Source organism: Luteimonas aquatica (assembly GCF_022662575.1).
Lineage (GTDB): Bacteria > Pseudomonadota > Gammaproteobacteria > Xanthomonadales > Xanthomonadaceae > Luteimonas > Luteimonas aquatica.
The window spans coordinates 215,605-242,331 of sequence record NZ_JALBFU010000003.1 but is presented as its reverse complement, the minus strand read 5'-3'; the positions used below and the strand labels follow the sequence as shown (position 1 = coordinate 242,331).

The 26,727-nt window shown below is 69.5% G+C and carries 21 protein-coding genes and 1 riboswitch; of the genes, 9 read left to right on the top strand and 12 right to left on the bottom strand.

Annotation, left to right across the window (positions count from 1 at the left end):
- The first annotated feature begins 8 nt into the window (after nt 1-8).
- Nucleotides 9-671, top strand: coding sequence for a hypothetical protein (locus tag MD221_RS09915; protein WP_242111446.1), 663 nt, complete (start codon nt 9-11; stop codon nt 669-671).
- 18 nt (nt 672-689) lie between these two features.
- On the opposite strand, the gene MD221_RS09910 is transcribed toward MD221_RS09915, so the two are convergent.
- A complete protein-coding gene (locus MD221_RS09910) occupies nt 690-2,354 on the bottom strand; it encodes a GMC family oxidoreductase (protein ID WP_242111442.1) in 1,665 nt (554 codons plus the stop codon).
- Nucleotides 2,355-2,696: 342 nt separating this feature from the next.
- On the opposite strand from MD221_RS09910, the gene MD221_RS09905 reads away from it, so the two are divergent.
- From MD221_RS09905 to MD221_RS09895, 3 genes are read left to right on the top strand one after another with little or no spacing between them, the layout of a single operon-like run.
- Entirely contained in the window at nt 2,697-3,980 is a 1,284-nt protein-coding gene (locus MD221_RS09905) for an NTP/NDP exchange transporter (RefSeq protein WP_242111643.1), read from the top strand.
- Complete coding sequence (locus tag MD221_RS09900; RefSeq protein WP_242111437.1) at nt 3,977-4,843, top strand: metallophosphoesterase; 867 nt, start codon at nt 3,977-3,979, stop codon at nt 4,841-4,843. Before MD221_RS09905 ends, MD221_RS09900 begins: the two co-directional genes overlap by 4 nt.
- 30 nt (nt 4,844-4,873) lie before the next feature.
- Nucleotides 4,874-5,230 (top strand): DUF1304 domain-containing protein, encoded by a 357-nt coding sequence (locus MD221_RS09895; RefSeq protein WP_242111429.1) that lies wholly within the window; start codon nt 4,874-4,876, stop codon nt 5,228-5,230.
- A 10-nt stretch (nt 5,231-5,240) separates the two neighbouring features.
- Here the strand turns inward: MD221_RS09895 and MD221_RS09890 are convergent, their stop codons facing one another.
- From MD221_RS09890 to MD221_RS09880, 3 genes are all read right to left on the bottom strand, one after another.
- Complete coding sequence (locus tag MD221_RS09890) at nt 5,241-5,618, bottom strand: hypothetical protein (protein WP_242111428.1); 378 nt, start codon at nt 5,616-5,618, stop codon at nt 5,241-5,243.
- Between the two features lie 53 nt (nt 5,619-5,671).
- Nucleotides 5,672-6,148, bottom strand: coding sequence for a hotdog fold domain-containing protein (locus tag MD221_RS09885; protein ID WP_242111427.1), 477 nt, complete (start codon nt 6,146-6,148; stop codon nt 5,672-5,674).
- 72 nt (nt 6,149-6,220) lie between these two features.
- The gene (locus MD221_RS09880; RefSeq protein WP_242111420.1) at nt 6,221-8,695 is read right to left on the bottom strand and encodes an acyl-CoA dehydrogenase; all 2,475 of its coding nucleotides are present in this window, start codon (nt 8,693-8,695) and stop codon (nt 6,221-6,223) included.
- Between the two features lie 247 nt (nt 8,696-8,942).
- Between MD221_RS09880 and MD221_RS09875 the strand changes: the two genes are divergently transcribed.
- Both MD221_RS09875 and MD221_RS09870 read left to right on the top strand, forming a co-directional pair.
- Nucleotides 8,943-9,551, top strand: a complete 609-nt coding sequence (locus MD221_RS09875; protein WP_242111413.1) for a TetR/AcrR family transcriptional regulator — start codon at nt 8,943-8,945, stop codon at nt 9,549-9,551.
- A gap of 48 nt (nt 9,552-9,599) precedes the next feature.
- Nucleotides 9,600-11,396 carry a phosphoenolpyruvate carboxykinase (GTP) gene (locus MD221_RS09870; RefSeq protein ID WP_242111409.1) on the top strand — a complete coding sequence of 599 codons (1,797 nt, stop codon included), beginning with the start codon at nt 9,600-9,602 and terminating at the stop codon, nt 11,394-11,396.
- A 97-nt stretch (nt 11,397-11,493) separates the two neighbouring features.
- Here the strand turns inward: MD221_RS09870 and MD221_RS09865 are convergent, their stop codons facing one another.
- The 3 genes from MD221_RS09865 to hslO all read right to left on the bottom strand — a co-directional run bounded on the left by MD221_RS09865 (nt 11,494) and on the right by hslO (nt 16,638).
- Complete coding sequence (locus tag MD221_RS09865) at nt 11,494-14,457, bottom strand: TonB-dependent receptor plug domain-containing protein (RefSeq protein ID WP_242111403.1); 2,964 nt, start codon at nt 14,455-14,457, stop codon at nt 11,494-11,496.
- Between the two features lie 293 nt (nt 14,458-14,750).
- Nucleotides 14,751-15,581 (bottom strand): XOO1806 family protein, encoded by an 831-nt coding sequence (locus MD221_RS09860; protein WP_242111642.1) that lies wholly within the window; start codon nt 15,579-15,581, stop codon nt 14,751-14,753.
- A 133-nt stretch (nt 15,582-15,714) separates the two neighbouring features.
- Nucleotides 15,715-16,638, bottom strand: a complete 924-nt coding sequence (gene hslO, locus MD221_RS09855; protein WP_242111398.1) for an Hsp33 family molecular chaperone HslO — start codon at nt 16,636-16,638, stop codon at nt 15,715-15,717.
- 168 nt (nt 16,639-16,806) lie between these two features.
- Between hslO and mtgA the strand changes: the two genes are divergently transcribed.
- The 3 genes from mtgA (at nt 16,807) to MD221_RS09840 (ending at nt 19,068) form a co-directional block, all read left to right on the top strand.
- Nucleotides 16,807-17,541: a monofunctional biosynthetic peptidoglycan transglycosylase gene (mtgA, locus tag MD221_RS09850; RefSeq protein ID WP_277928889.1), complete on the top strand. Its 735-nt coding sequence runs from the start codon at nt 16,807-16,809 to the stop codon at nt 17,539-17,541.
- A gap of 119 nt (nt 17,542-17,660) precedes the next feature.
- On the top strand, nt 17,661-18,680 hold the full coding sequence (locus tag MD221_RS09845) for a glycosyltransferase family 2 protein (RefSeq protein ID WP_242111393.1): 1,020 nt from the start codon (nt 17,661-17,663) through the stop codon (nt 18,678-18,680).
- Nucleotides 18,640-19,068, top strand: coding sequence for a CBS domain-containing protein (locus MD221_RS09840; RefSeq protein ID WP_242111387.1), 429 nt, complete (start codon nt 18,640-18,642; stop codon nt 19,066-19,068). Before MD221_RS09845 ends, MD221_RS09840 begins: the two co-directional genes overlap by 41 nt.
- A gap of 674 nt (nt 19,069-19,742) precedes the next feature.
- Here MD221_RS09840 and MD221_RS09835 read toward each other — a convergent pair.
- The 5 genes from MD221_RS09835 to MD221_RS09815 form a co-directional block, all read right to left on the bottom strand.
- Nucleotides 19,743-21,704: an AsmA family protein gene (locus MD221_RS09835; RefSeq protein WP_242111386.1), complete on the bottom strand. Its 1,962-nt coding sequence runs from the start codon at nt 21,702-21,704 to the stop codon at nt 19,743-19,745.
- A 74-nt stretch (nt 21,705-21,778) separates the two neighbouring features.
- Entirely contained in the window at nt 21,779-22,438 is a 660-nt protein-coding gene (trhA, locus tag MD221_RS09830) for a PAQR family membrane homeostasis protein TrhA (protein ID WP_242111382.1), read from the bottom strand.
- Between the two features lie 77 nt (nt 22,439-22,515).
- Nucleotides 22,516-24,117, bottom strand: a complete 1,602-nt coding sequence (locus MD221_RS09825; protein ID WP_242111378.1) for a peptide chain release factor 3 — start codon at nt 24,115-24,117, stop codon at nt 22,516-22,518.
- 68 nt (nt 24,118-24,185) lie between these two features.
- The gene (locus tag MD221_RS09820; protein WP_242111376.1) at nt 24,186-25,232 is read right to left on the bottom strand and encodes a M23 family metallopeptidase; all 1,047 of its coding nucleotides are present in this window, start codon (nt 25,230-25,232) and stop codon (nt 24,186-24,188) included.
- Entirely contained in the window at nt 25,229-26,242 is a 1,014-nt protein-coding gene (locus tag MD221_RS09815; RefSeq protein ID WP_242111371.1) for an NHL repeat-containing protein, read from the bottom strand. The genes MD221_RS09820 and MD221_RS09815 overlap by 4 nt, the downstream gene beginning before the upstream one ends.
- Nucleotides 26,243-26,470: 228 nt before the next feature.
- Nucleotides 26,471-26,629, top strand: a riboswitch (SAM riboswitch).
- Nucleotides 26,630-26,727 lie beyond the last annotated feature (98 nt).

Below are 26,727 nucleotides of genomic sequence, written 5' to 3'. Positions count from 1 at the left end.
GGGGATTCGTGAGACAGGCATTGCTGGTGCTGCTGTTCGCCCTGGTGGGCGTGCTTTCCCAGGCGCATGCCACGGCGCAGATGCCCGACGTCATCCTGATCGACGGCAAGCAGTACGCGCTCAATACCAATCCCCTCGACCGCTATCTGGAAACGCTCGGCGACAAGGCGCCGCGCTTCGATGCGCCGCATACGGCCCTGTGGCGCGGCTACGTCGCCACGTGGGAGCTGGTGCAGGGGAAGCTCTACCTCAGGAAGGTCAAGGGCTACCGGCAGCAGGGGCGCCCCGAGGTCGAGGACGAGGAGGAGCTCGCCGTCGACGGCATGCAGGAACTGTTCCCGGGCCGGCAGGACGTCGTCGCCGACTGGTACACCGGCACCCTGATCGTGCCCGACGGCGAGCAGGCCGAGTACGTGCACATGGGGTACGCCACCACCTACGAGCGCTACATCGTGGCGACCGTCAAGGAAGGCATCCAGACCGACCGGCGCAACCTCTCCCTGGCGGAGTTCGAGCGCTTCCGCGACGAGCGGTTCGAGCGGTACAGGCGCACCGACGAGTTCAAGAAGCAGGTCGCGGACAACCGGCGCAAGAAGGACGCGATGTCCGACGCGCAGTTCGAGCGGTTCCTGAAGGAATACTGGGCCGAGCGCTACCTGTCGGCGCCCTGAGACGGCGGCGGTACCGCCTCAGGCGGTGACCGCGAGCCGGGCGTCGTGTCCGGCCGCGGCGGCCGGCGCGGCCCGCCGCGCGATCTTGCCGCGGATCAGGTCCGAGGCGCGCTCGGCGATCATCATGGTCGGCGCGTTGGTGTTGCCGCCGATCAGGGTCGGCATCACGGAGGCATCGATCACGCGCAGCGCCTCCACGCCGCGCACCCGCAGTTCCGGGTCGACGACCGAGGCCGCGTCCCCGCCCATGCGGCAGGTGCCGACCGGGTGGTAGATGGTCTCGGCCTTGGCGCGGATGAAGGCGACCAGCTGGGCGTCGTCGAGGTCGTCGCGGGCCGGGAAGATCGGCGCGCCGCGGTAGGGATCGAAGGCCTTCTGCGCGAACAGCGCGCGCGAGAGCTTGGCGCATTCGAGCATCATCTTCAGGTCGAAGCCGTCCGGGTCGCTGAGATAGTTGGCCTCGATGCGCGCCGGCTCGCCCGGATCCGCGCTGGCCAGGGCGATGCGGCCGCGGCTGCGCGGGCGCAGGTAGCAGGCATGCACGGTGAAGCCGTCGCCCTTGAGGCGGTGGCGGCCGTGGTCGTCGAGCATCGCCGGAACGAAGTGCAGCTGGATGTCGGGACGGGCGTCGGTGGCCAGGGACGAGCGCACGAAGCCGCCGGCCTCGGCGATATTGCTGCTGCCGGGGCCGGAATGGCCGTGCAGGTAGTAGCGGTAGGCCACCCCGAGGTCGCCGGCACGGTCGTAGCTCAGGTGCGGCTGGGTGCAGTGGCGCAGGGTGCAGACATCGAGGTGGTCCTGCAGGTTGGCGCCGACGCCGGGCGCGTCGACGCGCACGTCGATGCCGTGGCGGCGCAGGTCCCCCGCCGGACCGATGCCCGAGAGCATCAGCAATTGCGGCGAGTTGATCGCGCCGCCGCACAGCAGCACCTCGCGGCCGGCATGCGCCTGCAGCGCGCGGCCGCGCAGGCGGTAGGCCACGCCCGTGGCGCGGCCGCCCTCGATCAGCACGCGCTGCACCAGCGCGCCGGTCTCCACGTGCAGGTTGAGCCGTGCCCTGGCCGGCTCCAGGTAGGCCAGCGCCGAGGAACAGCGCGCGCCCTCGCGCTGGGTGACCTGGTACAGGCCGGCGCCGAGCTGCTCGGCGCCGTTGAAGTCGCGGTTGTGCGGCAGGCCGGTCTGCTGCGCGGCGTCGATGAACACCTGCGACAGCGGGTTGACGTAGCGCAGGTCGGAGACCGTCAGCGGGCCGTCGCCGCCGTGCAGCGCGTCCGCGCCGCGGGTATTGCCCTCGCTGCGCTTGAAGTAGGGCAGCACCGCCTGCCAGTCCCAGCCCTCGGCGCCCAGCGCCGCCCACTCGTCGTAGTCGGCCTGCGCGCCGCGGATGTAGCACATCGCGTTGATCGAGCTGGAACCGCCCAGCACCTTGCCGCGCGGCCACCACAGGCGGCGGTTGTCCAGCTGCGGCTCGGGCGCGGTGTCGTAGTTCCAGTTGATGCCCTTGCGACCGACCAGCTTGGCCAGGCCGGCCGGCATGTGGATGAAGGGATTCCAGTCGCGCGGGCCGGCCTCCAACAACAGCACGCGCACCGCCGGATCCTCGGTGAGGCGGTTGGCCAGCACGCAGCCGGCCGAACCGGCGCCGACGATGATGTAGTCGTAAGGGGCGGGGGTCTCTGGCATCGACCGAAAGTAGGCCGGGGGTGTAGAGCATATGCTCTTGTTGCGACGCACAATCGGGGTGGGCATCGATGCTTGCGCGCCACTGGCGCGCATCGATGCGAACGCCCGGCCAGGGATGACCGGGCTGGACGGCCTGGCGTGGTGACGGTTCGCCAAGCATGGCAACCTCAGGACTCTGTCATGCATGGAAGGAGCCGGCCGGACATGGCAATGATCGACGACATCGGCTAACGTGCCGCGGCGCAGCATGCCCTCCACGAACCCGGTGCCTGCTTGAACGCCACCAGTGCCAGCCAACGAATCGGACGCCTCCGCGCGGCATTGGCGGCCTCGCCGCCGCTGATGTGGGCCTTTCTGTATTTCTTCTGCCTGCTCAGCGGCTATTACGTGCTGCGTCCGGTGCGCGAGGCCATGGGCGCCTCCAACGACGTGCAGGCGATCTTTCCGCCGTGGATGATCGCGTTCTTCGCCGAGCGCGGCATGCCGTTGAAGGAATTCACCCTGCAGGTGCTGTTCACCTGCACCTTCCTGATCATGCTGCTGCTGCAGCCGGCCTACGGCGCGCTGGTGAGCCGCTTCCCGCGGCGCGTGTTCCTGCCGGTGGTGTACGGCTTCTTCATCGTCACCCTGCTGCTGTTCTACCTGGCCTTCGACAGCGGCATGCCTGGGCGGGGCATGGCCTTCTTCCTCTGGATCACCGTGTTCAACCTGTTCGCGGTGGCGGTGTTCTGGAGCTTCATGGCCGACGTGTTCAGCAATGCCGAGGCGCGCAGCTACTACGGCTACATCGGCGCGGCCGGGACGGTCGGTGCCTTCGCGGGGCCGATCCTGACCAGCAGCCTGGTCGAGCGCGTGGGCATCGCCAACCTGATGCTGGTCTCGGCCGGTTTCCTGCTCGTGTGCGTGATATGCGTGCTGCGCCTGCGCCGGGTCGCCGTCGCCCGCGAGCGCGAGCGCAACCTAGCCAGCGGTGAGGTGCCGATGGGCGGCGGCGTCTTCGCCGGCCTGAAACTGATCGCGCGCGAGCCGCTGCTGCGCTGGCTGGCGGTGCTGACCATCTTCGGCGTGGGCGTGGGCACGCTGCTGTACAACGAGCAGGCGGCGATCGTGCGCCGCCTGTTCACCGATCCGGCGCAGAGCACGGCCTACTACGCCAGGATCGACCTGGCCGTGAACGGACTCACGCTGGCGGTGCAGCTGCTGGTCACGCGCTGGCTGCTCTCGCGCTTCGGCATCCGGCCGGCGCTGCTGATCCCGGGTTTCGCGATCATGCTCGGCTTCGCGGCGCTGGCCGCCTCGCCGTTCCCGATGCTGGTGGCCATCGTGCAGATCGTGACCCGCGCCAGCGAATTCTCGCTGGCCAAGCCGGCGCGCGAGACCATCTATACGCGGGTGGGGCGCGAATGGCGCTACAAGGCGGGCGCGGCCATCGACACGGTGGTCTATCGCGGCGGCGATCTCACCTTCGTCTGGGTGCACAAGGCGCTGTCCGCGTTCGGCTCCAGCGTGGTGTTCGGCGCGGGCCTGCTGGTGGCCGGCGCCATGACCTTCGGCGCCTGGCGGCTGCTGCGCGAGGAAGCCAGGCTGCCGTCCGAGCGTGCCGCCGCGGGTGCCGATCCGGCATGAGACGCAGGCTGTCGCGCTTCCTGCGCCGCTGGCGCCTGCCGTTGTCCTTGCTGGGCCTGGTGCTGCTGGGGTTGGCGGTGTGGGGCTTCGTGATCGAGCCGGGCCGCCTGGTCGAGCGCGACTACGCGATGGCGCTGCCGAACTGGCCGGCGGCCTGCGACGGCCTGCGCCTGGACGTGATCGCCGACACGCATACCGGTTCGCCGCGCAACGGCGTGGACAACCTCGACCGCGTCGTGCGGCGCCTGGTCGACAGCGATTCGAAGGCCGTGCTGATGGCCGGCGACTACGTGATTCTCAGCGTGTTCCTGGGCACCTACGTGCCGCCGGAGGAGATCGCCGCGCACCTGAAGCCGCTGACCGCGCGCAAACCGGTCTATGCGGTGCTCGGTAACCACGACTGGTGGAAGGACGGCGGCCGGGTGCGCCGCGCGCTGGAGTCGGCGGGCGTGGTGGTGCTGGAGAACCAGGCGCGCGAGCTGCAATTGGGCCGATGCCGGTTCTGGCTGGCGGGCATCGGCGATTTCTGGGAAGGCCATCCGCAGGTCGCGCGCACCTTCGCCGCCGTCGGCGACGACGCGCCGGTGATCGCGCTGACCCACAACCCCGACATCTTCCCGGCGATCCCGCCGCGCGCCGCGCTGACCATCGCCGGCCATACCCACGGCGGACAGGTGCGCTTGCCGCTGCTCGGCGCGCTGCTGGTGCCGGCCAGCCACCGCTACGTCGCCGGTCCGATCGACGAGCACGGCCGCCACCTGTTCGTCAGCACCGGCATCGGCACCAGCATCATGCCGGTGCGCCTGGGCGTGCCGCCGGAAATCTCGCGCCTGACCCTGCAGGGCGGGGCCGCTTCGCCGTAAGCTGTCGGCTTCGATCGGGGAGAAGTCGCCATGTCGGGAATCGCCGCCGCGCTGGTCGTGCTGGTCGCCTTGCTGCACCTGTATTTCCTGGTGCTGGAGATGTTCCTGTGGACCCGCCCGCTCGGGCTGAAGGTGTTCCGCAACACGCCGGAGAAGGCCGAGCTCACCCGCGTGCTGGCCGCCAACCAGGGGCTGTACAACGGCTTCCTGGCCGCCGGACTGCTGTGGGGGCTGGCCGGCGACCAGCGCGAGGTGCAGCTGTTCTTCCTCGGCTGCGTGGTGGTGGCCGGCCTGTACGGCGCCTACAGCGTCAGCCGGCGCATCCTCTACGTGCAGGCGCTGCCGGCATTGCTGGCGATCGCCGCGCTGCTGGCCGCCGGCGCCTAGTCCGGACGGATCAGGCGAACAGCGGCGCGGCGAACAGCGCGGCGCCGAGCACGAACAAGGCCGTGAGCACGTGCACCAGCGGCCGGTTCACGCGCAGGAACACGCACTGCTCGATGGTGCGGCCCACCCAGAACAGCGCCATGAACACGAGCAGCGCGCGGCCGAGCGGCGTGGCATGCAGGTCGCGGGGGAAGGCGAAGCAGAGCACGCCGATGCCCAGGAACACGTAGGTCAGCCGCAGGTTGAGGATCTGCGTGACCGCGCGCGTGGCCAGGCCGACGCGCCGCAGCTCGTCCTTCCAGCCGAACAGCTTCCAGAACGCCAGGTGGAACGCCGCGAAGGCGAGGCTGTGCACGCCGCATAGCTGGACCAGCAGGTCTGGCGACATTTGCGTGACTCCGGAGATGGTCGGATGCCTGCCCGGCTTCAGCGGGAGCGGCGTCAGCCGCGCGCCGGCTTCGGCGACACCCACATGCTGATGCACGCCTTGAACACCACATCGCCCTGCGGATCGGAGACCACGACCTGCATCGGCAGCTCGTAGCCCTGCGTCGCCTCGTGCGGCGGGAATTCCGGCGTGGCCACCGCATGCTGCCGGCCGACCGCCTTCTTCAGGTATTCCACGCGCATGCCCTTGGGAATCCAGCGCATCGAGGCGGGGATGCTGACGTCGGTGGCCAGGCCGCCGGTGAATTCGGCGAGGTTGCACAGGGCGATGGCATGCACCGTGCCGATGTGGTTGGTGACGCGGCGGCGATGGGCGATCCAGGCCTCGGCGCGGCCCGGCTCGAGCACGGTCATGCGCGGCGAGATGCTGCCGAAGTAGGGCGCCTTCAGGCACACCAGGCGCGAGAACAGCCAGTGGCCGGCGGGCCAGCGGGTGACGCGGCGGTAGAGCGAGAGCACGGGAGCGGCCATGCGCGGGTCCTCGAAGAACGACGGCGAGCCGAGGCTCGCCGTCTTGGGGGCTGGTCGTGCCGCGGCCGCGACTCAGGCGGCTTCGCGCGAGTGCGCCGGCTGCTTGCGGTCGTAGTAGGTGGCCGCGCGCAGCTCGTGCGGATCGAAGTCGTCGACGGTGATCGTGTCGAGCGTGATCGCGCGCAGCTCTTCCAGCTGCTTGCGTTCCTCGGCGGTGATCCAGCCCTCGCGCACGCCCTCGTCGAGCTGCTGGGTGAACTCCAGCGCCTCGATGTCGCTGTTCTTCAGCGCCTTGAGGAACTTGCGCTCCACCGGCTCGGCCAGCACGGCCTTGGACAGGTAGCTGTCGATGCGGCCGGCCGGGTTGTTCTCGCACGGCGTGGTGAACACGCCCTGCGCCAGGCGGTCGCGCGCCTCGTTGGGGGTCATCAGCAGCGCGGCGACGCGGTGGCTGAGGCGGTCGCCCGGCGCCTCGGCGCGGCGGCCCCACGGGAACACCAGCGCCCACAGCAGCCAGCCGACCGGACGGATCGGGAAGTTGCGCAGCGCCGCCGACAGCGCCAGCTCGATCTTGTGCACGGCGTCATGGATCGCCCAGGCCAGCAGCGGCTGGTCGGAGGCCGGCGCGCCCTCGTCGTGGTAGCGCTTGAGCATGGCGCTGACGATGTACAGGTTGCTGAGCACGTCGCCCAGGCGCCCGGACAGCGATTCCTTGAACTTCAGCTTGCCGCCGAGCATCAGCATCGACACGTCGGCGATCAGTGCCAGGTTGGCCGAGTAGCGGTCCAGCTTGCGGAAGAAGCGGCGGGTGTAGGCGTCGCCCGGCGCCGAGCCGATCCTGGCTGCGGTCAGGCCGAACCAGAACGAGCGCACCGCGTTGGAGATCGCGAAGCCGATGTGGCCGAACAGCGGGCGGTCGAACTCGGCGACGCCGGCCTTCAGGTCGGGATTCTGCGCCGCCTTCATTTCCTTCAGCACCCAGGGGTGGCAGAGGATCGCGCCCTGGCCGAAGATCAGCAGGCTGCGCGTCATGATGTTGGCGCCTTCCACCGTGATCGCGATCGGCGAGGCCTGCCAGCTGCGGCCGGCGAAGTTGCGCGGGCCGAGGATGATGCCCTTGCCGCCGAGCACGTCCATCACGTCGCCGGAGATCTCCCGGCCCATGGTGGTGCAGTGGTACTTGGCGATCGCCGAGGGCACCGCCGGCTTCTCGCCGCGGTCCACCGCCATGGCCGTGGCCTGCGACAGCGCGCTGGTGGCGTAGGCCTTGCCGGCGATGCGCGAGAGCGCTTCCTCCACGCCCTCGAAGCGGCCCACCGACAGGCCGAACTGCTTGCGGATGCGCGCGTAGGCGCCGGTGACCACCGCGCCGATCTTGCCGCCGCCGCTGGCGGTGGAGGGCAGGGTGATCGAGCGGCCGATCGACAGGCACTCGTTGAGCATCAACCAGCCCTTGCCGGCGAACTCCTCGCCGCCGATCAGCTGCGACAGCGGCACGAAGATCTCGCGGCCGCGGATCGGGCCGTTCTGGAAGGTCGAGTTGAGCGGGAAGTGACGGCGGCCAATCTCCACGCCGGGGGTGTCGCGCGGCACCAGCGCCAGGGTGATGCCGATGTCGCGCTTGTCGCCGAGCAGGCCGTCCGGATCGTACATGCGGAAGGCCAGGCCGATCAGCGTCGCCACCGGGGCCAGGGTGATGTAGCGCTTGTCGAAGGTGAGCTTCACGCCCAGCACCTGGGCGCCGTTCCACTCGCCGCTGCAGACGATGCCGTAGTCGGGGATCGAGGTGGCGTCGGAGCCGGCGAAGGGGCCGGTCAGGCCGAAGCAGGGCACCTCGCGGCCGTCGGCCAGGCGCGGCAGGTAGTGGTCCTTCTGCTCCTGGGTGCCGTAGTGCATCAGCAGCTCGCCCGGGCCGAGCGAGTTGGGCACGCCGACGGTGGAGCTGAGCACGCTGGAGACCGAGGCCAGCTTCTGGATCACCTTGTGGTGGGCCAGCGCCGAGAAGCCGAGGCCGCCGTACTCCTTCGGGATGATCATGCCGAAGAACTTGTTCTTCTTGATGAACTCCCAGGTCTCCGGCGGCAGGTCGGCCAGGACGTGGGTGATCTCCCAGTCGTTGGTGCGTCGGCACAGCTCTTCCACCGGGCCGTCGAGGAAGGCCTGCTCCTCGGCGGTGAGCTGCGCCTTGGGCTGGGCCAGCAGCTGCTTCCAGTCGGGATCGCCGGAAAACAGTTCGCCCTCGAAACCGACCGAGCCCGATTCCAGCGCGATGCGCTCGGTCTGCGACAGCGGCGGCAGGATCTTGCGGTAGAACCTCAGCGCCGGCGAGGTCACCAGCGCCTTGCGCAACGGCGGCAGCAGCAGCGGCACCGCGATCACGGCGACCAGGGCCGCGGCCACGATCACCGCCGTCCGATTGGCGCCGAGCAGCCAGCAGGCCACCAGCAAGGTGGCGGTGATGGCGGCCCAGTACGCCAGCCGCAGGCGGTGGTAGGCGGCGAAGGCGCCGGCGAGAAGGAAGGCGAGGAAGGGAAGCGCGATGCTCATCTGGACACTCCGGCGAGCGGCATGAATGTGTTCTCTACAAAGCGGAGATTTCGCTGAGGCTGGACACTCAGGACGCGCGGGCTGATCGCTGCGCGACCACGGGCCTAAACCATACGCATCAGTATGGGTAGCCCTTCCGGCATTGTCAATCCGATCCCCGGGGGCACGAAATGAATGCGCCACGGATGAACGGCAGTTCAGAAACGATACTGTCCCGTGCCTTTGCGTATGGAATACACTGGCCCCGATGACCACTGCCACCGCACCGGCGCCGGCCGCCGAAAAACCGGAACGCAAGGGGCGCCTGAGCGCCGAGGACTGGGCGCAGGCCGCCCTTCACCTGATCGCCGAGCAGGGCGTGTCGGCCGTGGCGGTGGAACCGCTGGCGCGGCGCCTGGGCGTGACCAAGGGCAGCTTCTACTGGCATTTCCCCTCCCGCGACGCCTTGCTGCAGGCGGCCCTGGAGCGCTGGGAAAGCATCGAGCAGGAATCGGTGTTCGGCATGCTCGAAGCCGTTCCCGATCCGCGCCAGCGCCTGCGCGACCTGTTCAGGATGGTCGCCCACGAGGTGACCTCGCACATCATCTTCGGTGCGTTGCTCAAGGCGATGGACCATCCCATCGTGCGCCCGGTCATGGAGCGCGTCTCGCAGCGCCGGCTGGACTATCTCACCGCCTCCTTCCGCCAGGCCGGCCTCGGCCGCAGCGACGCCCAGCACCGCGCGCGCCTGGTCTACGCCGCATACGTGGGCTTTCTGCAGCTGCAGCTACAGTTGGAGCCGGCCAAGCCGCCGCGCGAGGAACTGGAAGCCTATGTCGAACACATGATGGCGGTCGTCATTCCCCCGAAACCCTGAGGCCGGCCGCGCCTCGCGCCGCCCGCCCGCAACCACGAGAGCCCTGCGATGAATGCCGCGATCGCCCCGACTCCGACCCCCAGTTCTCTTGAGGCCCTCAACGACTGGGTCCGTTCGGTCGCCGAACTGACCCGCCCCGACCGCATCCACTGGTGCGACGGCAGCGACGCCGAATACCAGGCGCTGCTGGCGCAGATGCAGGCCGACGGCACCCTGCTGCCGCTCAACGCCGACACCCATCCGGGCAGCTGGCTGCACCGCTCCCATCCCGACGACGTGGCGCGCGTGGAGCACCTGACCTTCGTCTGCCACGCCAACCAGGAAGACGCCGGCCCCAACAACCACTGGATGGCGCCGGCCGAGGCCCACGCCAAGATCGACGCGCTGTTCGACGGCTGCATGCGCGGCCGCACCATGTACGTGATCCCGTACTGCATGGGGCCGATCGATTCGCCGCTGGCGCGCTGCGGAGTGGAGATCACCGACTCGCCCTACGTGGTCGCCAACATGCGCATCATGACCCGCATGGGCGCCGCGGCGCTGGCGCGGATCGAGCGCGAGGGCGCGGAAGGCGACGCGGGTGGCTTCGTGCGCGGCCTGCATTCGATCGGCGAGCTCGACCCCGAGCGTCGCTACATCATGCATTTCCCGGAAGAGCTGACCATCAAGTCCTACGGCTCGGGCTACGGCGGCAACGCCCTGCTCGGCAAGAAATGCCATGCGCTGCGCATCGCCTCGCACCAGGCCCGCAACGAGGGCTGGCTGGCCGAGCACATGCTCATCGTCGGCGTGGAGAATCCGCAGGGCGAGACCCATTACATCGCCGCCGCCTTTCCCAGCGCCTGCGGCAAGACCAACCTGGCGATGCTGATCCCGCCGGAAAGCTATCGCGCCCAGGGCTGGAAGGTCTGGACCGTCGGCGACGACATCTGCTGGATGCGTCCCGGCAAGGACGGCCGCCTGTACGCCATCAATCCGGAGGCCGGCTACTTCGGCGTGGCGCCGGGCACCGGCGCCAATTCCAATCCCAACGCGCTGGCCAGCATCCAGCGCGACACCATCTTCACCAACGTCGCCGTCACCGCCGACAACCAGCCCTGGTGGGAAGGCCTCGACGACCGCGCGCCGAGCAAGGACTGGCAGGGCCGCGAGCATGCCGCCGGCAACGGCCCGGCCGCGCATCCCAATTCGCGCTTCACCGTCAGCGCCAAGCAATGCCCGTCCTATTCGCCGCACGCCGAGGACGCGCAGGGCGTGCCGATCTCGGCGATCGTCTTCGGCGGCCGCCGCGCCTCCCTGGTGCCGCTGGTGTTCGAGGCCAACGACTGGACCCACGGCGTGCTGGTCGGCGCCGCGATGGGCTCGGAGACCACCGCCGCGGCCACCGGCAAGGTCGGCGTGATGCGCCGCGACCCGATGGCGATGAAGCCTTTCTGCGGCTACAACTTCGCCGACTACTTCGCCCACTGGCTGTCGTTCGACAAGCCCGGCGCGAAGCTGCCGAAGATCTTCCACGTCAACTGGTTCCGCAAGGGCGAGGACGGCAAGTTCCTGTGGCCGGGCTTCGGCGACAACCTGCGCGTGCTGGAATGGATGATCGGGCGCGTCAAGGGCGAGGCGGGCGCGGTCGACACGCCGATCGGCGCCTTGCCCAGGACCACGGATCTGAATCTCGACGGCCTCGACCTGAGTCCGGAGGCCCGGCAGATCCTGCTGTCGGTCGACCGCCAGGGCTGGCGCGACGAGGTGGCGAGCATCGGCTCGTACCTGGACGAGTACGGCGCGCGCGTGCCCGAGGCGCTGAAGGCCGAGCAGTCGCGCATCGCGAAGAACCTGCTCTACTGAGGTGCCGCGGTCCGCGGACGCGCCGCGCGATTGCCAGGTCCGCATGAAACTACGGCCCCGTTCGGGGCCGTAGTGCTTTGTCGCCTGCGCCCGTGGATCAGAAACGCTGGCTGTACTTCATGTAGACAAAACGGCCGATGTCGAAGCCGCCGTACATGCCGAAGTCGGAGTTCGGGCTGGTGTACAGGTAATTGCCCTCGTGGTCGAACAGGTTGTTGGCGCCGATGGCGATCGTGGCGTTCCAGGGCGCGTTGTAACGGACCTGCACGTCGTGGAAGGTGTTCGAGCCGCTTTCGTCCGACGGCTGGATGTTGGTGTACGGGGACGAGAAGTTCGGCTTGTTGCACTCCGGGCCGCCGGGCGGGACGCCGTATTCGGCGTTTCCGACGTCGTAGGCGCAGGCTTCCTTGAGGCCCGAGTAGTAGCGCACGCCCCACGTGGCGCCGAAGTCCTGGTATTCCCAGTCCAGGCTCAGGTTCGAGCGGGTGCGGAAATAGGCGTTGCCGTCCACGCTCCAGCCGTTCTTCTGCTCCACCGGCGTGACCGCCTCGTTGTCGCGCTTGTATTCCCAGTAGTCCACGTAGGTGGTCTTCCAGTCGATGGTCAGGTTGCCGAATGAGGTTTCGGGAAGGCGGTAGCGCACGTTGAAGTCGTAGCCGGCCGTTTCCTGGTAGCCGCCGTTCACCAGCGATACGGTCGCATCGTAGATTTCACCCTGGCTGGTGCCGACGCTGCCGTCGGTATCGCGGGTGAAGCTGCCGCACGAGGAGGCGATGCCGAGGACGTAGCAGCGGTTGAGGATCGAAGTCATGGTCTCGGCCGCGATCACGTCCTCGATCTTGATCTTCCACCAGTCCAGGCTGATGTCGAGACCCTCGACGAAGCTCGGGCTGTAGACCACGCCCAAGGTGGTCGACTTCGAGGTTTCCGGCTTGAGATCGGCGTTCGAGGTGACCACGAAAGGCCAGTCCGACTGCGAGTTCGGGCCGGAGGCGACCGTGCCGCCCGAAGCGATCTGGCGGAAGTCGGTCGGTACGTTGTCGGCCGCGCAGCGGGCCGCGACCGCGGGGTTGAGGGCGGCCGAGCCGAAGCTGGTATCGCACGGGTCGGTATAGAACTCGAAGCTCTGCGAGCTGCCGCCGTAGAGATCGCCCAGGGTCGGGGCGCGGAAGCCGGTGGCGTAGGTGCCGCGCACCAGCAGGTCCTCGATCGGCCGCCACTTCAGGCCGACCTTGCTCTTGGTCGTATCGCCGAAGGTGTCGTAGTCGGAGTAGCGGCCGGCCACGTCGACGGTGAGCTCCTTGGCGAAGGGCTTGTCGGCCAGGATCGGCACGTTGAATTCCAGATAGAACTCATCGAGCGAATAGCCGCCGGCGGTGACGCCGCCCGCGAGGTCGGTGCTCAGTCCGGACTGCTTGAGCGCGTCGGGCTCGAAACGCGCCTCTTCCTTGCGGTGTTCGTAGCCGATCGCCATCGTCAGGTCGCCCGCCGGCAGCTTCCACAGCGCGCCGCTGAGATTGAGGCTGTAGATGTGCGTGGTGGTTTCGGAGGTGTCGTGCGTGGGCAGGAACAGGTAGTCCTGCAGCGCGCCGTTCCCGGTGAGACCGCCGGCGCCGGCCTGGCCGAAGGGCAGCGCCGGATTCCACGGGATGCACCCGCTGATGACCGCATCCGGCGTGCCGCAGCGCGCGACGCCGTCAGCATCGATGAAGCTGGCGCCCAGGGCGTTCCTGGCGTTGGGGATGAACAGGTTGCCGGTGCCGTTCTGCGCGCCCTTGTTCTGGTTGTAGACGTAGCCGACATCCCAGTTCCACGACTTCTCGCCGATGTCGAACGCGCCCTCCAGGCTCGCGCTGAAGCGGTAGGTGGTCAGCTCGTTGTTGGTCTGGCGCGGGACTTCGGAGGTGCGGCGCCAGAACCTGGCGTCCTCGCCGAACGGGTTGTACACGTTGTCGGCCGACCACAGGATGCGGCCGCCGTCGTTATAGCTGTCGGAGCTGAAGGGATAGCCGGCGATCTGCTGCAGCGTTTCGCGGTGGGTATACAGGCCGTCGACGTTCAGGCGCAGCTTGTCGGTGAAATCGAAGCTGCCGGTGGCGAACACCGAACGGCGCTCGATGCCGGTGCGCAGGAACATCTGCTGGTTCGGGTTGGCCAGGTCGAAATTCGCCCCGGTGCCATAGGCGTGGTAGTTGGCCAGGCTGCCCGGGTCGGCGCCAGGATTGAGCGACCAGTCGCCCGTGCTGGTGCGGATCCGGCCGACGTCGGTGTTGCCGCTCCATCCGTTGGCCCGGATCTCGCCGGTGATCGGGTCGAGGTCCGGATAGGGATGCCAGGGGCCGCCGCCCGAGAAGGAGAAGTCGCGATCGCGCGCGTAGACGGGTTTTTCCTTGGTGTATTCGGCGCCGAAAGTGATGGCGCTGCGCTCGCCGGTGGAACCGAGCAGGAAGTTGTAGGTCTGCACCTGCCCGTCGCCCTGGCCGTACTGGCCGACGTAGCCGCTGGCCTCCAGGCCGTCGAAGTTCTTCCGGGTGATGATGTTGATCACGCCGGCGATGGCGTCGGAGCCGTAGATCGCCGAGGCGCCGTCGGTGAGCACTTCGATGCGTTCCACCGACACGGTGGGAATCGAGGCCAGGTCGGCATAGCCGTTGGAGGCGATGCCCAGGCGTTTGCCGTCGAGCAGCACCAGCGTGCGCTGCGGGCCGAGATTGCGCAGATCGACGTACTGGCCGCCGACCTCCTCGCCCGAGGACAATGCGTTGGCGCGGCTGATGGCCGGCGAGCCGGTGGTGGTGATGTTCTGCAGGATGTCGCCGACGCTGGTGAAGCCCTGCTTCTGGATCTGTTCCCGGCTCATCACGATGACCGGGTTGGAAGTCTCGATGCTGGCCTGGCGGATGCGCGAGCCCGTCACCTCGACGCGGTCGAGTTCGGTGGGCTGCTGCTGTGGCGCGGGGGATGCGCTGTCCTGCGCGGCGGCGGTGCCGGCGAATCCGACGGTGCCCATGATCAAGGCGGAAGCGATCGCTCCGCAGAGCCTGTGTTTTCTTAAGGTCATCTCTCTCTCCGGTGGGAATCCAATGACACCCAATCCTCGGATGCGGGACACCTATGCGAGGAAGGGTGTCCCGATAGTAGAAGCCGGGGGGCGAAATGCAAAACCAGGCGGAAAATCGCCGCGGCGAGAGGGCAATTCGGCAAAAACGCATGCTGCACTCGCCGCAAACGGCGGGCTGGCGTGCGCAGAACCGCGCCGCATCGATGGACGCGGATTCGTATCTCGATGGAGGAGTGCGGGCGCGAGAACCGCCGCGGAGACGACGCCGGATCGATCCGGCAGGACGGAATCGCTTAGAGGTCCTGCTCGTAGCGCACGTAGGGAACGGCGCCTTCGTCCTGCTTGCTGTCGGTGCTGGGCGAGAACGGATTCTTGCCGCGGGTGACGAGATTGTCCGCGCCGACGGTCAGCTGACCGCTCCAGGGCGTGCGCCAGGTCAGGCCGAGGCCCAGGCCTTCGAACTTCGGCTGCCCGGGCGTATCCACGACGCGGCCGATGATGTTGGCGCTGAAGGCGCCGTAGCCGCCGCCGATCGACAGGGTGCGGGTGCTCCACTGGTCGGAGATGCCGAAGTTGGAGGCTTCGGCGGGCGAGAGGATGCGCGCCTTGGCGATCGTGCCGGCGATCTGCACCACGGTCTCGCTGCCGATGTTCTTCTGCGCGAACACGGTCAGGTCGTTGACGTCGACCTGCGCGGCGCCGCGTCCGCCGGACAGCCAGGCGGGCAGGGTGTCGCGGCCGGTGCCGGCGGTCAGGCCGAGGCGGCCGCCGTCACGGCCGATCGCGGCGGTGGCGCTGGTGCGGCGGCTGCCGTCGTCGTTGAGCGTGGCCAGCATGCAGTTGCTGGCGGCAAGGCTGCCGACCGCCGAGGTGAGGCCGTTGCGGCGGTCGCAGAGCAGGCCCAGCGAATCGCCGGCATCCAGGCCGATCGCCGCATCCAGCGTATTGCCGCCGAAATGCCAGCGCGCGCCGGTCTGCGACTTGCTGGTGGGTTCCAGCAGCAGATAGGCCTGCAGCTTGCCGCTGGTGTTGTCCCAGATCGGCAGCACGGCGCTGTTGTCGTTGCGCTTGTCGGCCGCCTTCTCCTGGGCATGCGCGCCCGTTGCCGCGCCTAGGGCGAGCAGCAGGGCACACGACAGTCGAGCGAAGTGGCGACGCATGGCTGGAAACGACCCCTCTCCCGGGCCCGAAGTTCCCCCATTGGGGTAGGCCTGGACTCTATCCGGTTTATGGTTCTTTAACAATCCCCTGGCCGGCCTATTGCCACCGTTCCGGCGCCTCCATTGGACGCTCGTGGCCTGTGAACAGGGCGTCGATGTCGGCGGGGCTGAACCGGTACTCCTGGCCGCAGAACTCGCAGCGGATCCGGGCGCTGCCCCCGATCACGGCCGCCCGGGCCTCCTCCGGGCCCAGCGACTGCAGCATCGAGGCGACCCGCTCGCGCGAGCAGGAGCAGGCGAAGCGCAGCGGCCTGGCGCCGAGCAGGGTAGGGGCCTCCTCGTGGAACAGGCGACGCAGCAGGGTCTGGGCCGGGGTGGCGAGCAGCTCGGCCGGGCCGAGGGTGTCGAACAGGGCCCCGGCCCGGGTCCATCCGTCGTCGTCGCCGGCGTCGCCCGGCAGCTTCTGCAGCATCAGGCCGGCGGCCCGGTGGCCGTCGGCGGCCAGCAGCAGGCGCGTGGGCAGCTGCTCGGATTGGGCGAAATACTGCTCGAAGGCGCCCGACAGGCTGTCCGTGGACAGCGCCACGATGCCCTGGTAGCGCATCGGCTCGCGCCCGGCGATGCCGGGGTTCTCGATGGTGATCGCCAGCATCGCCTCCGGGCCGAGCGCGCGCAGGTCGCGCGAGACCGGTGCCTCGACGCCCTCGGCCATCTGCGCGATGCCGCGCAGGGTGCCGGCGGCGGTGCACTCGGCGAACAGGGTGCGCAGCGCGCCGTCGCCGCGCAGTTGCACCGACAGGCGCCCGTCGATCTTGGCGTGGCCGGTGAACAGCGCCGCCGCCGCCGCCGCCTCGCCGAGCAGTTCGGCGACGGCGAGCGGATAGTCGTCGCGGCCGCGGATCTGCGCCCAGGTATCGGCCAGCGAGACGTGCACGCCGCGGATGCCGGCGTGTTCGAGCAGGAAGCGGCTCAGCCGGTCGTCGTCGGCCGTGGCGATGGAGGGATCGGGAAGTTCGGACATTCGGGGACGTGTCTCTGGGGCGGGCGTCGGAGGTTCGTGCCAGGCGGTGCGGCCGAAGCCGTTATGCTGCGCCGGGACGGCGTTGGCAACCGACGGGATGAGGGCAAGCATGGGGATGGTGTGGCCGATGGGCAAGGCGCGGGCGATGGATGCGAACGGAGCGAGGACGTGAACGCAAACGTAAACGCCGTTCCGGCGCCCGGCAGGTCGCGCCGTTGGCTGCACTGGCTGTGGAAGCTGCCGTTGCTGCTGCTGCTGATCAGCATGCTGCAGGTGCTGGCGCTGCGCTTCATCGATCCGCCGTTCTCGATGTTCATGGCCGCGCGCCAGCTGCAGGCCTGGGGCCAGGGGGATTTCCGCTTCGGCGTGGCCTACGACTGGCGCGACCTGGAGGAGATCGCGCCCAGCCTGCCGGTCTCGATGGTCGCGGCCGAGGACCAGAACTTCGCCGTCCACGGCGGCTTCGACTTCAAGGCGATCGAGAAGGCGCGCGCCAACAACGCCCGCGGCCGTAAGGTGCGCGGCGCCAGCACCATCAGCCAGCAGGTGGCCAAGAACCTGTTCCTGTGGAGCGGGCGCAGCTGGGTGCGCAAGGGCGTGGAGGCCTGGTACACGGTGCTGATCGAGACCCTGTGGCCGAAGCGCCGCATCCTGGAGGTCTACGCCAACGTCGCCGAGTTCGGCGACGGCGTCTACGGCGCGCAGGCGGCCGCGCGCAGCTTCTGGGGCAAGGACGCGGCGCGGCTGTCCCCGGCCGAGAGCGCGCGCCTGGCGGCGGTGCTGCCCAAGCCCAAGTCCTACAGCGCCGCCCGGCCCGGTCCCTACGTACAGCGGCGCGCGGCCTGGATCCAGCGCAACGTGCAGCGCATCGGCGGTAACGGCTACCTGGAGGGGCTGGACTAGGATGCGGCCACCCTCGGCCGCGCCAGCGGGCCGTCTTCGACGGCCTGCCAGGCGCCGGGCCGGGCCAGCGGTCGGTCCGCCGATTGGTCGGCGGCGGGCCTGCTTGTAGGATGGCGGCCATGTCCCGCGACCTGCTCACCGTCGTCGTCGCCGCCTTCAACGAGGCCGATGCGCTTCCGGCGCTGCATCCGCGCATCGCCGCCGCGTTCGATGCGCTCGACGGCGTGGACGGACGCGTGCTGTACGTCGACGACGGCAGCCGCGACGGCACCTGGGCGGTGCTGCAGGGGATCGCCAACGGCGACGCGCGCGTGAGCCTGCTGCGGCTGTCGCGCAACTTCGGCAAGGAGGCGGCGCTGACCGCCGGCCTCGATCGCGTCGCCGAGGGCGCCGCGCTCATTCTCGACGCCGACGGCCAGGACCCGCCCGAGCTGATCCCGCAGTTCGTCGCCAAGTGGCGCGAGGGCTTCGACGACGTGCATGGCACGCGCACCGGGCGCGAGGGCGAGGGCTGGCTGCGGCGCTTCACCGCCTACGGGTTCTACCGCGTGATGGGGCGGCTGTCGAAGACGCCGATTCCCACCGACACCGGCGATTTCCGCCTGCTCTCGCCGCGCGCGCTGGCGGCGCTGCGGCAGCTGCGCGAGCGGCATCGCTTCATGAAGGGCCTGTTCGGCTGGATCGGTTTCGAGCAGGCGTCCATCCCCTACCAGCGCGAGGCACGCGTGGCCGGGCGCAGCAAGTTCAACCTGTGGCGGCTGTGGAACTTCGCGCTGGAGGGCGTCACCAGCTTCTCCACCGCGCCGTTACGCCTGGCGACGTATCTTGGCGTGGCAACGGCGCTGGTCGCCTTCGCCTACGGCCTGTGGATCGTGGTCAAGGCGCTGCTGTGGGGCGATCGCGTGGCGGGCTGGCCGACGATGATGGCGGTGATCCTGTTCCTGGGCGGCGTGCAACTGGTCGCCCTGGGCATGATCGGCGAATATCTCGGCAGGCTCTACGAGGAATCCAAGCAGCGCCCGCTGTACCTGGTTGACCGCTGGCACCCGGCGGCGGGAGACTCTTCGCGGACAGGGCCATCGGTGGAGGAGCGATCCCATGCATACCGTGCGTCAGCTGTTGGAGGCGAAGGCGCCTGACGTCTTCGCGATCGATCCGGACGCGCCGGTCATCGACGCGATCCGCTTGATGGCCGAGAAGCGCATCGGCGCGCTGCTGGTGCTGCGGCAGGGCAGACTGGCCGGCATCCTGTCCGAGCGCGACTACGCGCGCAAGGTGGTGCTGCAGGGCCGCTCCTCGTCCGACACGCCGGTGCGCGAGATCATGACCGCGGACGTGGTCAGCGTCGGCCCCGGCGACAGCGCCGACTTCTGCATGCGCCTGGTGACCGAGAAGCGCATCCGCCATCTGCCGGTGGTGGAGGACGGACAGGTGCTCGGGGTGATCTCGATCGGCGACCTGGTCAAGGCGGTGATCGAGGATCAGCAGCTGCAACTGGACCAACTGCAACGCTACATCGCGGGGTGAGACACCGCGCTCAGCCGATGCCCTATCGGCATCGGCTGCGGTGTCGAACGCCCGGCCATTGATGGCCGGGCCGGACGATCCGAAGCCCGTACTGCGTCGCCATAGATGGCAGCGGGAATGCGATCGAAGTCTATCGATGCTCTATCGGCATCGGCTGCGGTGTCGAACGTCCGGCCATGGGCGGCCGGGCCGGACGATCCGAAGTCCGTACTGCGTCGCCATGGATGGCAGCGGCAATGCGAACGAAGTCTATCGATGCTCTAGCGGCATCGGCTGCGGTGTCGACCGCCCGGCCAGGGGCGGCCGGGCCGGACGATCCGAAGTCGGTCCTGCGTCGCCATGGATGGCAGCGGCAATGCGACCGAAGTCTATCGATGCCTATCGGCATCGGCTGCGGTGTCGAACGCCCGGCCATGGGCGGCCGGGCCGGACGATCCGAAGTCGGTACTGCGTCGCCATGGATGGCAGCGGCAATGCGACCGAAGTCTATCGATGCCTATCGGCATCGGCTGCGGTGTCGAACGCCCGGCCAGGGGCGGCCGGGCCGGACGATCCGAAGTCGGTCCTGCGTCGCCATGGATGGCAGCGGCAATGCGACCGAAGTCTATCGATGCCCTATCGGCATCGGCTGCGGCGTCGAACGCCCGGCCAGAACGGACGCCGCGTTACCGGCATCACCGCGTCACCGCCTTGTCCCCGCAATCCACGTCCTTGCCGCCGCCCAGCTCGGTCGTCGCCAGCAGCGCCGCCGGCGGCGCGATCACGCCCAGGGCCACCGCCGCGGCGCCGCGCAGGCCGATGCGCACGTAGTCCGGCTTGAAGGTGGGGTTCTTGAAGGTGCCGCCGACGTACAGCGGCGCGCGCAGCGACAGCAGGCTGCGCACCTTGGGCTTGGGCCGCATGGTCAGGTCCAGGGTTTCCTCGCGCAGGCTGATCGTGCCGGTGCCGGTGACCACCGTATCGGTGGTGTCGAAGGCGAGCGCGCGGGTGTTCATCACGCCGTTGCGCACCGCGAAGTCGCCGTAGGCGCAGCGGATCGGAATGGGCTTGTCGCCGACCAGCTTGGTGCGCAGCGCGCCGCCCAGGTTCAGGCCGGCCAGCTTCATCAGCAGCTTGCTGATCTGTCCCTTGCCCATGCCGACGCTGATGTCGCCGTCGGCGCTGCCCAGCATCTTGGCGATCGAATTGCCGCGGGTGTCCACCGCGATCTTGCCGCCGATCTTGCCGATGGCGTCCTCGGCGAGCTTGGCGTCGGGCATCAGTTTGGACAGGTTCAGGCCGCGTGCGCTGATGTCGGCGCGGGTGCGGATCGCGGCCTCGCGGGCGTTCATGCGGATCCTGGAGCGGATCTCGCCGTCGGCGACGCCGAAATTCAGGGGATCCAGGCGCAGCACGCCGTCGGCGAGGAACAGGTGCGCGTCCATGTCGTCGATGGGCAGCGACGGCGCGTTGATGCGCTGCGCCTTCAGGGTCACGTCAGCGTCCATCGCGCGCAGCTTGTCGAGCGCGTAGGGCGTGTCGGGCAGCAGGCGCGGCGAGGCGGCCTGCTTGCTGGCCAGCGCCTGCAGTTCGGGATTGGTCGATTCCGTGCCCTTGGCCTGTGGCGCGCCGCCGACGAAGCCGGCCAGGTCGTCGAAGTCCAGCCGCCTGGACAGCAGGTTCGCGCGCAGGAACGGACGCGCGCCGCCGGTGGCCACGCTGGCCGAGCCGGACAGATCGCTGTCGCCGACCTTGCCGGTGAAACCCTCGTACTTCCACAGCTTCTTCTCGTGGCGCAGCCGTCCGTCGAGCGCATAGGGCGGCGTGGGCGGAATGGCCACGCCGATCAGCGGATACAGATCGGCCAGGTTCTTGCCCGAGAGCGCGAAGCGCAGGTCGAAGCCCTCCAGCTGGAACGGGTTGATCAGCTTGCCGCGCGCCTGCGCGCGGGTGGCGCCGGCGGCCGCGTGCAGGTTGATCGAATAGGGCTGGTCGGTGTTCTGCAGTTCCAGCGGCGATTCGGCGCGACCGCTGAGGGTGAAGCGGTTGTTGCTCCACTTGCCGCCGCCCTCCACCGCGATGGGCGGGGCCGCCTGCTTCGCGGCAGCCGGATCGCGGCGCGGCTGGACGCTGGCGATCTTGATGTCGATGTCGGTCTTGCGCCCCGGATCGAGGTAGCGCAGCTGGCCGTCATCGATCCAGATGCGCTTGAGGCGCGGCGTCTGGCCGTCGCCGCTGCCGGGGAAGGTCCAGTTGTTCGCGCCCTTGGCGCCGGATTCGAGCACCACGCGCGGCCGCACCAGGCGGATCTCGGGGATGCGCACCTCGCGGCGGCTGATCAGCGGCCAGGGCTCGATGCGCAGCTCCAGCCGGTCGAGCGTGGCCATGTCCGGCTGCTTCGACCAGGGCACGTTGGCCAGGCGCAGGCGGTCGGCGCGGATGGTGGTGACGCGGCCCAGGTCCACGTCGAGATCGCCGCCGATGGCGAAGGCGCGCCCGGTGGCGGCCTGCACGCGCCGCTCGACCGGGCCCTTGAACCAGTTCCAGTCCCACAGCAGCAGCAACGCGGCGATGGCGCACAGCAGCAGGCCGAAGGCCGTCCACCACGGATGCCGGGCGATGACGTGGCGCTGCGGCGATGGTGATGGCGTGGACATGCGGCTCCCTGCAGTGTTCAGGGACACCATCCCCGGCGCCGGGTAAACCTGAGGTGAAGCGCGTTGCCGGCGGTTCAGTCGGACAGCACCTGCGCCATCACCGCGATGTAGTGGCAGACGCTGCCGGCGATGCAGAACAGGTGCCACACCGCGTGCGAGTAGGGCAGCGATTCGCGGTGGTAGAACACGGTGCCCAGCGTGTAGAACACGCCGCCGGCGAGCAGCCAGCCGAACGTCCAGGCATCGAGCGCGGCGATCACCGGCTTGATCGCCAGCAGCACCAGCCAGCCCATGGCCACGTAGATCAGCGTCGACAGCCGCTTGAAGCGGCCGGTGAAGAACAGCTTGAACACCACGCCGGCCAGTGCCAGGGCCCAGATCGCCGCGAACAGGCTCCAGCCGATCGTGCCGCGCAGGCCGATCAGGGTGAAGGGCGTGTAGGTGCCGGCGATCAGCAGGTAGATCGCGCAGTGGTCGAAGACCTTCAGCCGCGCTTTCGCGGTCGGGAAGGGCGTGGCGTGATAGAGGGTGGAGGCCACGTAGAGCAGCAGCAGCGACACGCTGAAGACGATCGCCGCCGAGAGCTGCCAGGCATTGCCCTCGCGCGCAGCCAGGGTGATCAGCACCGCGCCCGCGCCCAGGGCCAGGGTGGCGCCGACGCCGTGCGTCAGCGCGCTGGCGAATTCCTCGCGGGAGAATTCTCCGCGAGCGGGGGGCGAAGCCGCGGTGCGCATACCGGTACCATGCCGTGCCATTTTCGAGTAAATACTCGATTCCGGCGCGCGGCGACGCGAAAGCGGCGCTGCTCGCCTCAGTCGGCCACCGACTGCGCGTGCTCGCGGGTGGCGTTGAACTGCACGCCGGGCGCGCGCTCCTGCGCCAGCTGCAGGTTGACGCGGGTGGGCGCCAGGTAGACCAGCTCGCCGGCCGCGTCGATGGCCAGGTTCAGCGCGTTCTTGTCGCGGAACTCCTCCAGCTTCCTGGCGTCGTCGCAGCGGATCCAGCGCGCGGTGGCGACCGAGACCTGCTCGAAGCTGGCGTCCACGCCGTATTCGTCCTTGAGCCGGTAGGCGACGACGTCGAACTGCAGCACGCCCACCGCGCCCAGGATCAGGTCGTTGCTCATCAGCGGGCGGAAGAACTGGGTGGCGCCTTCCTCGGACAGCTGCGCCAGGCCCTTCTGCAGCTGCTTGAGCTTGAGCGGATCGCGCAGCCGTGCGCGGCGGAACAGCTCGGGCGCGAAGTTGGGAATGCCGGTGAAGGCCAGCGCCTCGCCCTCGGTGAAGGTGTCGCCGATGGAGATCGTGCCGTGGTTGTGGATGCCGATCACGTCGCCCGGCCAGGCCTCGGCGGCGATCTCGCGGTCGCTGGCCATGAAGGTGAGCGCATTGGCGAGCTTGGTCTCCTTGCCGCTGCGCACGTGGAAGGCCTTCATGCCGGCGCTGAAGCGGCCCGAGCACACGCGCATGAAGGCGACGCGGTCGCGGTGCTGCGGGTCCATGTTGGCCTGGATCTTGAAGACGAAGCCGGAGAGCTTGTCCTCGTCCGGGCGCACGTCGCGCGAGGTGGTCTCGCGCGGGCGCGGCGGCGGCGCGTGCCGCACGAAGAAATCCAGCAGCGGCTGCACGCCGAAGTTGTTCACCGCCGAGCCGAAGAACACCGGCGTCTGCATGCCGGCGAGGTAGGCCTCGGCGTCGAAGGGATGCGAGGCGCCCTGCACCAGTTCCAGCTCGTCGCGCAGGTCGCGCAGCATGTCGGCGCCGATGCGCGCCTCCAGCTGCGGATCGTCGATCGAGCCGAAGATGGTGGAGTCCTGGCGGGTGAAGTTGCGGCCCGGCTCGTACAGGTGCACCTCGCCGCTGACCAGGTGGACGACGCCCTTCAGGCGCTGGCCCATGCCGATCGGCCAGGTCACCGGGGCGCACTGGATGCCGAGCACGCGCTCCACTTCGTCGAGCAGCTCGATCGGCTCGCGGCCCTCGCGGTCGAGCTTGTTGATGAAGGTCATGATCGGCGTGTCGCGCATGCGGCACACCTCCATCAGCTTGATGGTGCGCTCCTCCACGCCCTTGGCGACGTCGATGACCATCAGTGCGGAATCGACCGCGGTGAGCACGCGGTAGGTGTCCTCGCCGAAGTCGGCGTGGCCGGGCGTATCGAGCAGGTTGACGATGCGGCCCTCGTAGGGGAACTGCATCACCGAGCTGGTCACCGAGATGCCGCGCTCCTTCTCCAGCGCCATCCAGTCGGAGGTGGCGTGGCGCGCGGCCTTGCGCCCCTTGACGCTGCCGGCCATCTGGATGGCGCCGCCGAACAGCAGCAGCTTCTCGGTCAGCGTGGTCTTGCCGGCGTCCGGGTGCGAGATGATCGCGAAGGTGCGGCGGCGCAGGGCCTCGAGGGAAACGTCAGACATGGCGAGGAGCGCCGTGCTGGCGCGATTCGATGGCGGGAAGGAGGCGGATTATACGCGCAGCGCGTCGGCTAACGGCCCACGGGGCGGGCCGGCGGCGCCGGCGCCCGGCCGGTCTCGGCGGAGGGCCGCGGCGGCGCCTCGCCGGGGCGCGCTTCCCCAAGACGTGCCTCGCCGGGACGCGCTTCGCCGGGACGTGCCTCGCTGGGACGTGCTTCGCTAAAGCGCAGGATGCCGCCCGGCCCGAACATGCGGAAGGGGATCGACTCCAGGCGCATGCCGCGGTTGACCTGGACCACGAAGTGCAGGTGCGGCCCGGTGCTGAAGCCGGTGTTGCCGGACAGGCCGATGGGCTGGCCGCGCCGCACGCGCTGGCCCAGGCGCACCAGCACGCCGTCGGTGGCCAGGTGCGCATAGACCGCCATCGTGCCGTCGTCGTGCAGGATGCGCACGAAGTTGGCGCGCCCGCCGAAGCGCTCGGCGTCGAGGCTGGCCTTGTCGAAGTCCGAGGCGATCTGCATCACCGTGCCTTCGCGCGCGGCCAGCACGGTGGTGCCGGTGTCGGCGGCCAGATCGACCGCGTAGTGGTTCTCCGCGCTCTGGTGGCTGAAGCCGCCGCCGTAGCCCTGGCCCACGCGCACCGAGGCGCTTTGCAGCGGGTAGGCGTATTCGTAGTCCTGCGGCCGCGCGTTGGGCGTGCCGGGCACGGCCGCCAGGCGCAAGCGGGCGTTGCCGCCGCGGCCGGTGGAGTGCAGCCGCGCCACGAGCGTGCCGGCGCGCGCGGGCACGCTGGCGCGCGCCGGCAGGGCGGGCTCGCCGACCACGGCGTCGCCGTCGGCATGCAGCATCACTTCGATCGGACCGGCCAGGGTGTTGTCGACGTAGGCGAGATAGACGCCGTCGCCCTGTTCGAGCCGCAGGCGGGCGATGGCCTCGGGCTCGGCGAGGAACGGCAGCGCGGTGACGTCCCCGTCCGCCGCCGCAGGGCGGTCGCCGTCGTAGTGCACGATGCCCTTGCTGTCGGTCCAGCGATACACCTGTCCGGCGACGGCCGGCAGGGCCAACGCGGCGGCCGCCAGGCTCGCGGCCGCGAGCCATGCCGCGCGCACGGCGCTCATTGCGTGCACGCCGGATCGAGCTGCAGCGCGCGCACGACGTCGCCCAGGTCGAAGGCCGCCACCGATCCGTCGCCATGCAGGGCGAACAGGGCGCCGAACGGGAACTGCGCGGTGCCCGGCGCATACACGGCGATGGCCCGGCTGCCGTCGACGGTCGCGCCGCGGAAGGCGCCGCGCGGCGCCAGAGCGCGGTCGAACACCTGGAAGCGCGTGGGCGCGGTGCCGGAGTCGATCGCCACCCAGTAGCCGGCATCGGTGCCGCAGGACCACCAGGCGATGCCGGTAGCGGTGTCGTGATAGCTGTCGGGCGGCAGGCCATCGCCGGTATCGGGTTCGCCCAGATGCTCGAAGGGCGTTTCCGCCTGCGCGCGCAGGCGGCCTTCCTCGTCGAATTCGACGCGGTAGCGGTAGCCGCCGGCCTTGCCGCGGGAGGCGTCGGCGACGTAGACCGCCAGCTCCTCGGGACCGCGTTCGCGGATCCACAAGCCGCCGGGCGCGCGCAGCTCGCCGGCGCCGAACGCGCCGAGGCGGGCGAAGTCCGGCAACGACAGCACTTCCACGCGATTGGCGCCGGCCTCGGCGACGAACAGGCGGTCGCCGAACACCGCGAGCGCGGTCGGCTCGAGCATCGGGCCGGGTGTCGCGGTGCGGCCGTCGATCTCGCGCACCTGCGCGCCGCTGTCGGCGTCGAACACCGTCAGCGCATGCCCGGCGGCCGATCCGGCGATCAGCCAGGCGCCGCCGCTTTCGGTCGGCCAGGTGGCGAGGGCGTTGAAGCGGATGCCGGCGGGGCCGGCGGCCAGGTAGCGCTCGGGGACCACGGGGCCGGAGGCGGCCGGCAGCAAGGGCGGCAGCGGCCGCGTCACCTCGACCGTGGTGCAGCCCGCGAGCGTGGCCGTGGCCAGCAGCCAGGCCAGGCGCCGCGCGCCGTTTCCCGGCCGCGGCGCGGCCGCAGCGCGGCGGAGTCCGGCGGCGGCGCGCCAGGCGGGGCGTGGGAGTCGAAGCGGCATGGCGCGGATTATGCGGGAGTCGTGGGGAATTCGCGTGTACGGGCCGGATCGCGGCGAGGCGATGCCGGATTGGCCGGAACCCATTGAAACTCAACGGATTGGCAGGCCGGTTCCCGACATCGCGGATGGCTGCCGGGCGGCGCCGGGCGGGTGGTTTCACGAGAAATCGTATCGCTTCATGCCGATGAAGCGATTGACAGTGCTCGAAAGCGCTGGCAACCTATGCGGCATCCATCGAGACCGGCTGAGGGACAGGCCCGAAGACGCCGGGGCAACCTGATGGGGAAGCAAGACGTTCGACTGCGCCGTTCGGGCCTGTCGACCGCCTGCCGCCCCGTCGCGGTGCCAAGTCCTGCGGGGACCTGAGCGTCCACCGGAAGATGGTTGCGCGACCGCCACGACAGGCGCGGTCGCCGCATCCGCCGACGCCCGCCGTCGGCTTCTTCCGGTATCCCCATGGGCATCGATGGCGTTGCGGATGTTTC

Excerpts from the sequence above, each read along its gene's own strand:
- MD221_RS09910 (WP_242111442.1), bottom strand. The coding sequence starts at position 2,354 with ATGCCAGAGACCCCCGCCCCTTACGACTACATCATCGTCGGCGCCGGT.
- MD221_RS09905 (WP_242111643.1), top strand. The coding sequence starts at position 2,697 with ATGTGGGCCTTTCTGTATTTCTTCTGCCTGCTCAGCGGCTATTACGTG.
- MD221_RS09900 (WP_242111437.1), top strand. The coding sequence starts at position 3,977 with ATGAGACGCAGGCTGTCGCGCTTCCTGCGCCGCTGGCGCCTGCCGTTG.
- MD221_RS09895 (WP_242111429.1), top strand. The coding sequence starts at position 4,874 with ATGTCGGGAATCGCCGCCGCGCTGGTCGTGCTGGTCGCCTTGCTGCAC.
- MD221_RS09890 (WP_242111428.1), bottom strand. The coding sequence starts at position 5,618 with ATGTCGCCAGACCTGCTGGTCCAGCTATGCGGCGTGCACAGCCTCGCC.
- MD221_RS09885 (WP_242111427.1), bottom strand. The coding sequence starts at position 6,148 with ATGGCCGCTCCCGTGCTCTCGCTCTACCGCCGCGTCACCCGCTGGCCC.
- MD221_RS09880 (WP_242111420.1), bottom strand. The coding sequence starts at position 8,695 with ATGAGCATCGCGCTTCCCTTCCTCGCCTTCCTTCTCGCCGGCGCCTTC.
- MD221_RS09875 (WP_242111413.1), top strand. The coding sequence starts at position 8,943 with ATGACCACTGCCACCGCACCGGCGCCGGCCGCCGAAAAACCGGAACGC.
- MD221_RS09870 (WP_242111409.1), top strand. The coding sequence starts at position 9,600 with ATGAATGCCGCGATCGCCCCGACTCCGACCCCCAGTTCTCTTGAGGCC.
- MD221_RS09865 (WP_242111403.1), bottom strand. The coding sequence starts at position 14,457 with ATGACCTTAAGAAAACACAGGCTCTGCGGAGCGATCGCTTCCGCCTTG.
- hslO (WP_242111398.1), bottom strand. The coding sequence starts at position 16,638 with ATGTCCGAACTTCCCGATCCCTCCATCGCCACGGCCGACGACGACCGG.
- MD221_RS09845 (WP_242111393.1), top strand. The coding sequence starts at position 17,661 with ATGTCCCGCGACCTGCTCACCGTCGTCGTCGCCGCCTTCAACGAGGCC.
- MD221_RS09840 (WP_242111387.1), top strand. The coding sequence starts at position 18,640 with ATGCATACCGTGCGTCAGCTGTTGGAGGCGAAGGCGCCTGACGTCTTC.
- MD221_RS09835 (WP_242111386.1), bottom strand. The coding sequence starts at position 21,704 with ATGTCCACGCCATCACCATCGCCGCAGCGCCACGTCATCGCCCGGCAT.
- trhA (WP_242111382.1), bottom strand. The coding sequence starts at position 22,438 with ATGCGCACCGCGGCTTCGCCCCCCGCTCGCGGAGAATTCTCCCGCGAG.
- MD221_RS09825 (WP_242111378.1), bottom strand. The coding sequence starts at position 24,117 with ATGTCTGACGTTTCCCTCGAGGCCCTGCGCCGCCGCACCTTCGCGATC.
- MD221_RS09820 (WP_242111376.1), bottom strand. The coding sequence starts at position 25,232 with ATGAGCGCCGTGCGCGCGGCATGGCTCGCGGCCGCGAGCCTGGCGGCC.
- MD221_RS09815 (WP_242111371.1), bottom strand. The coding sequence starts at position 26,242 with ATGCCGCTTCGACTCCCACGCCCCGCCTGGCGCGCCGCCGCCGGACTC.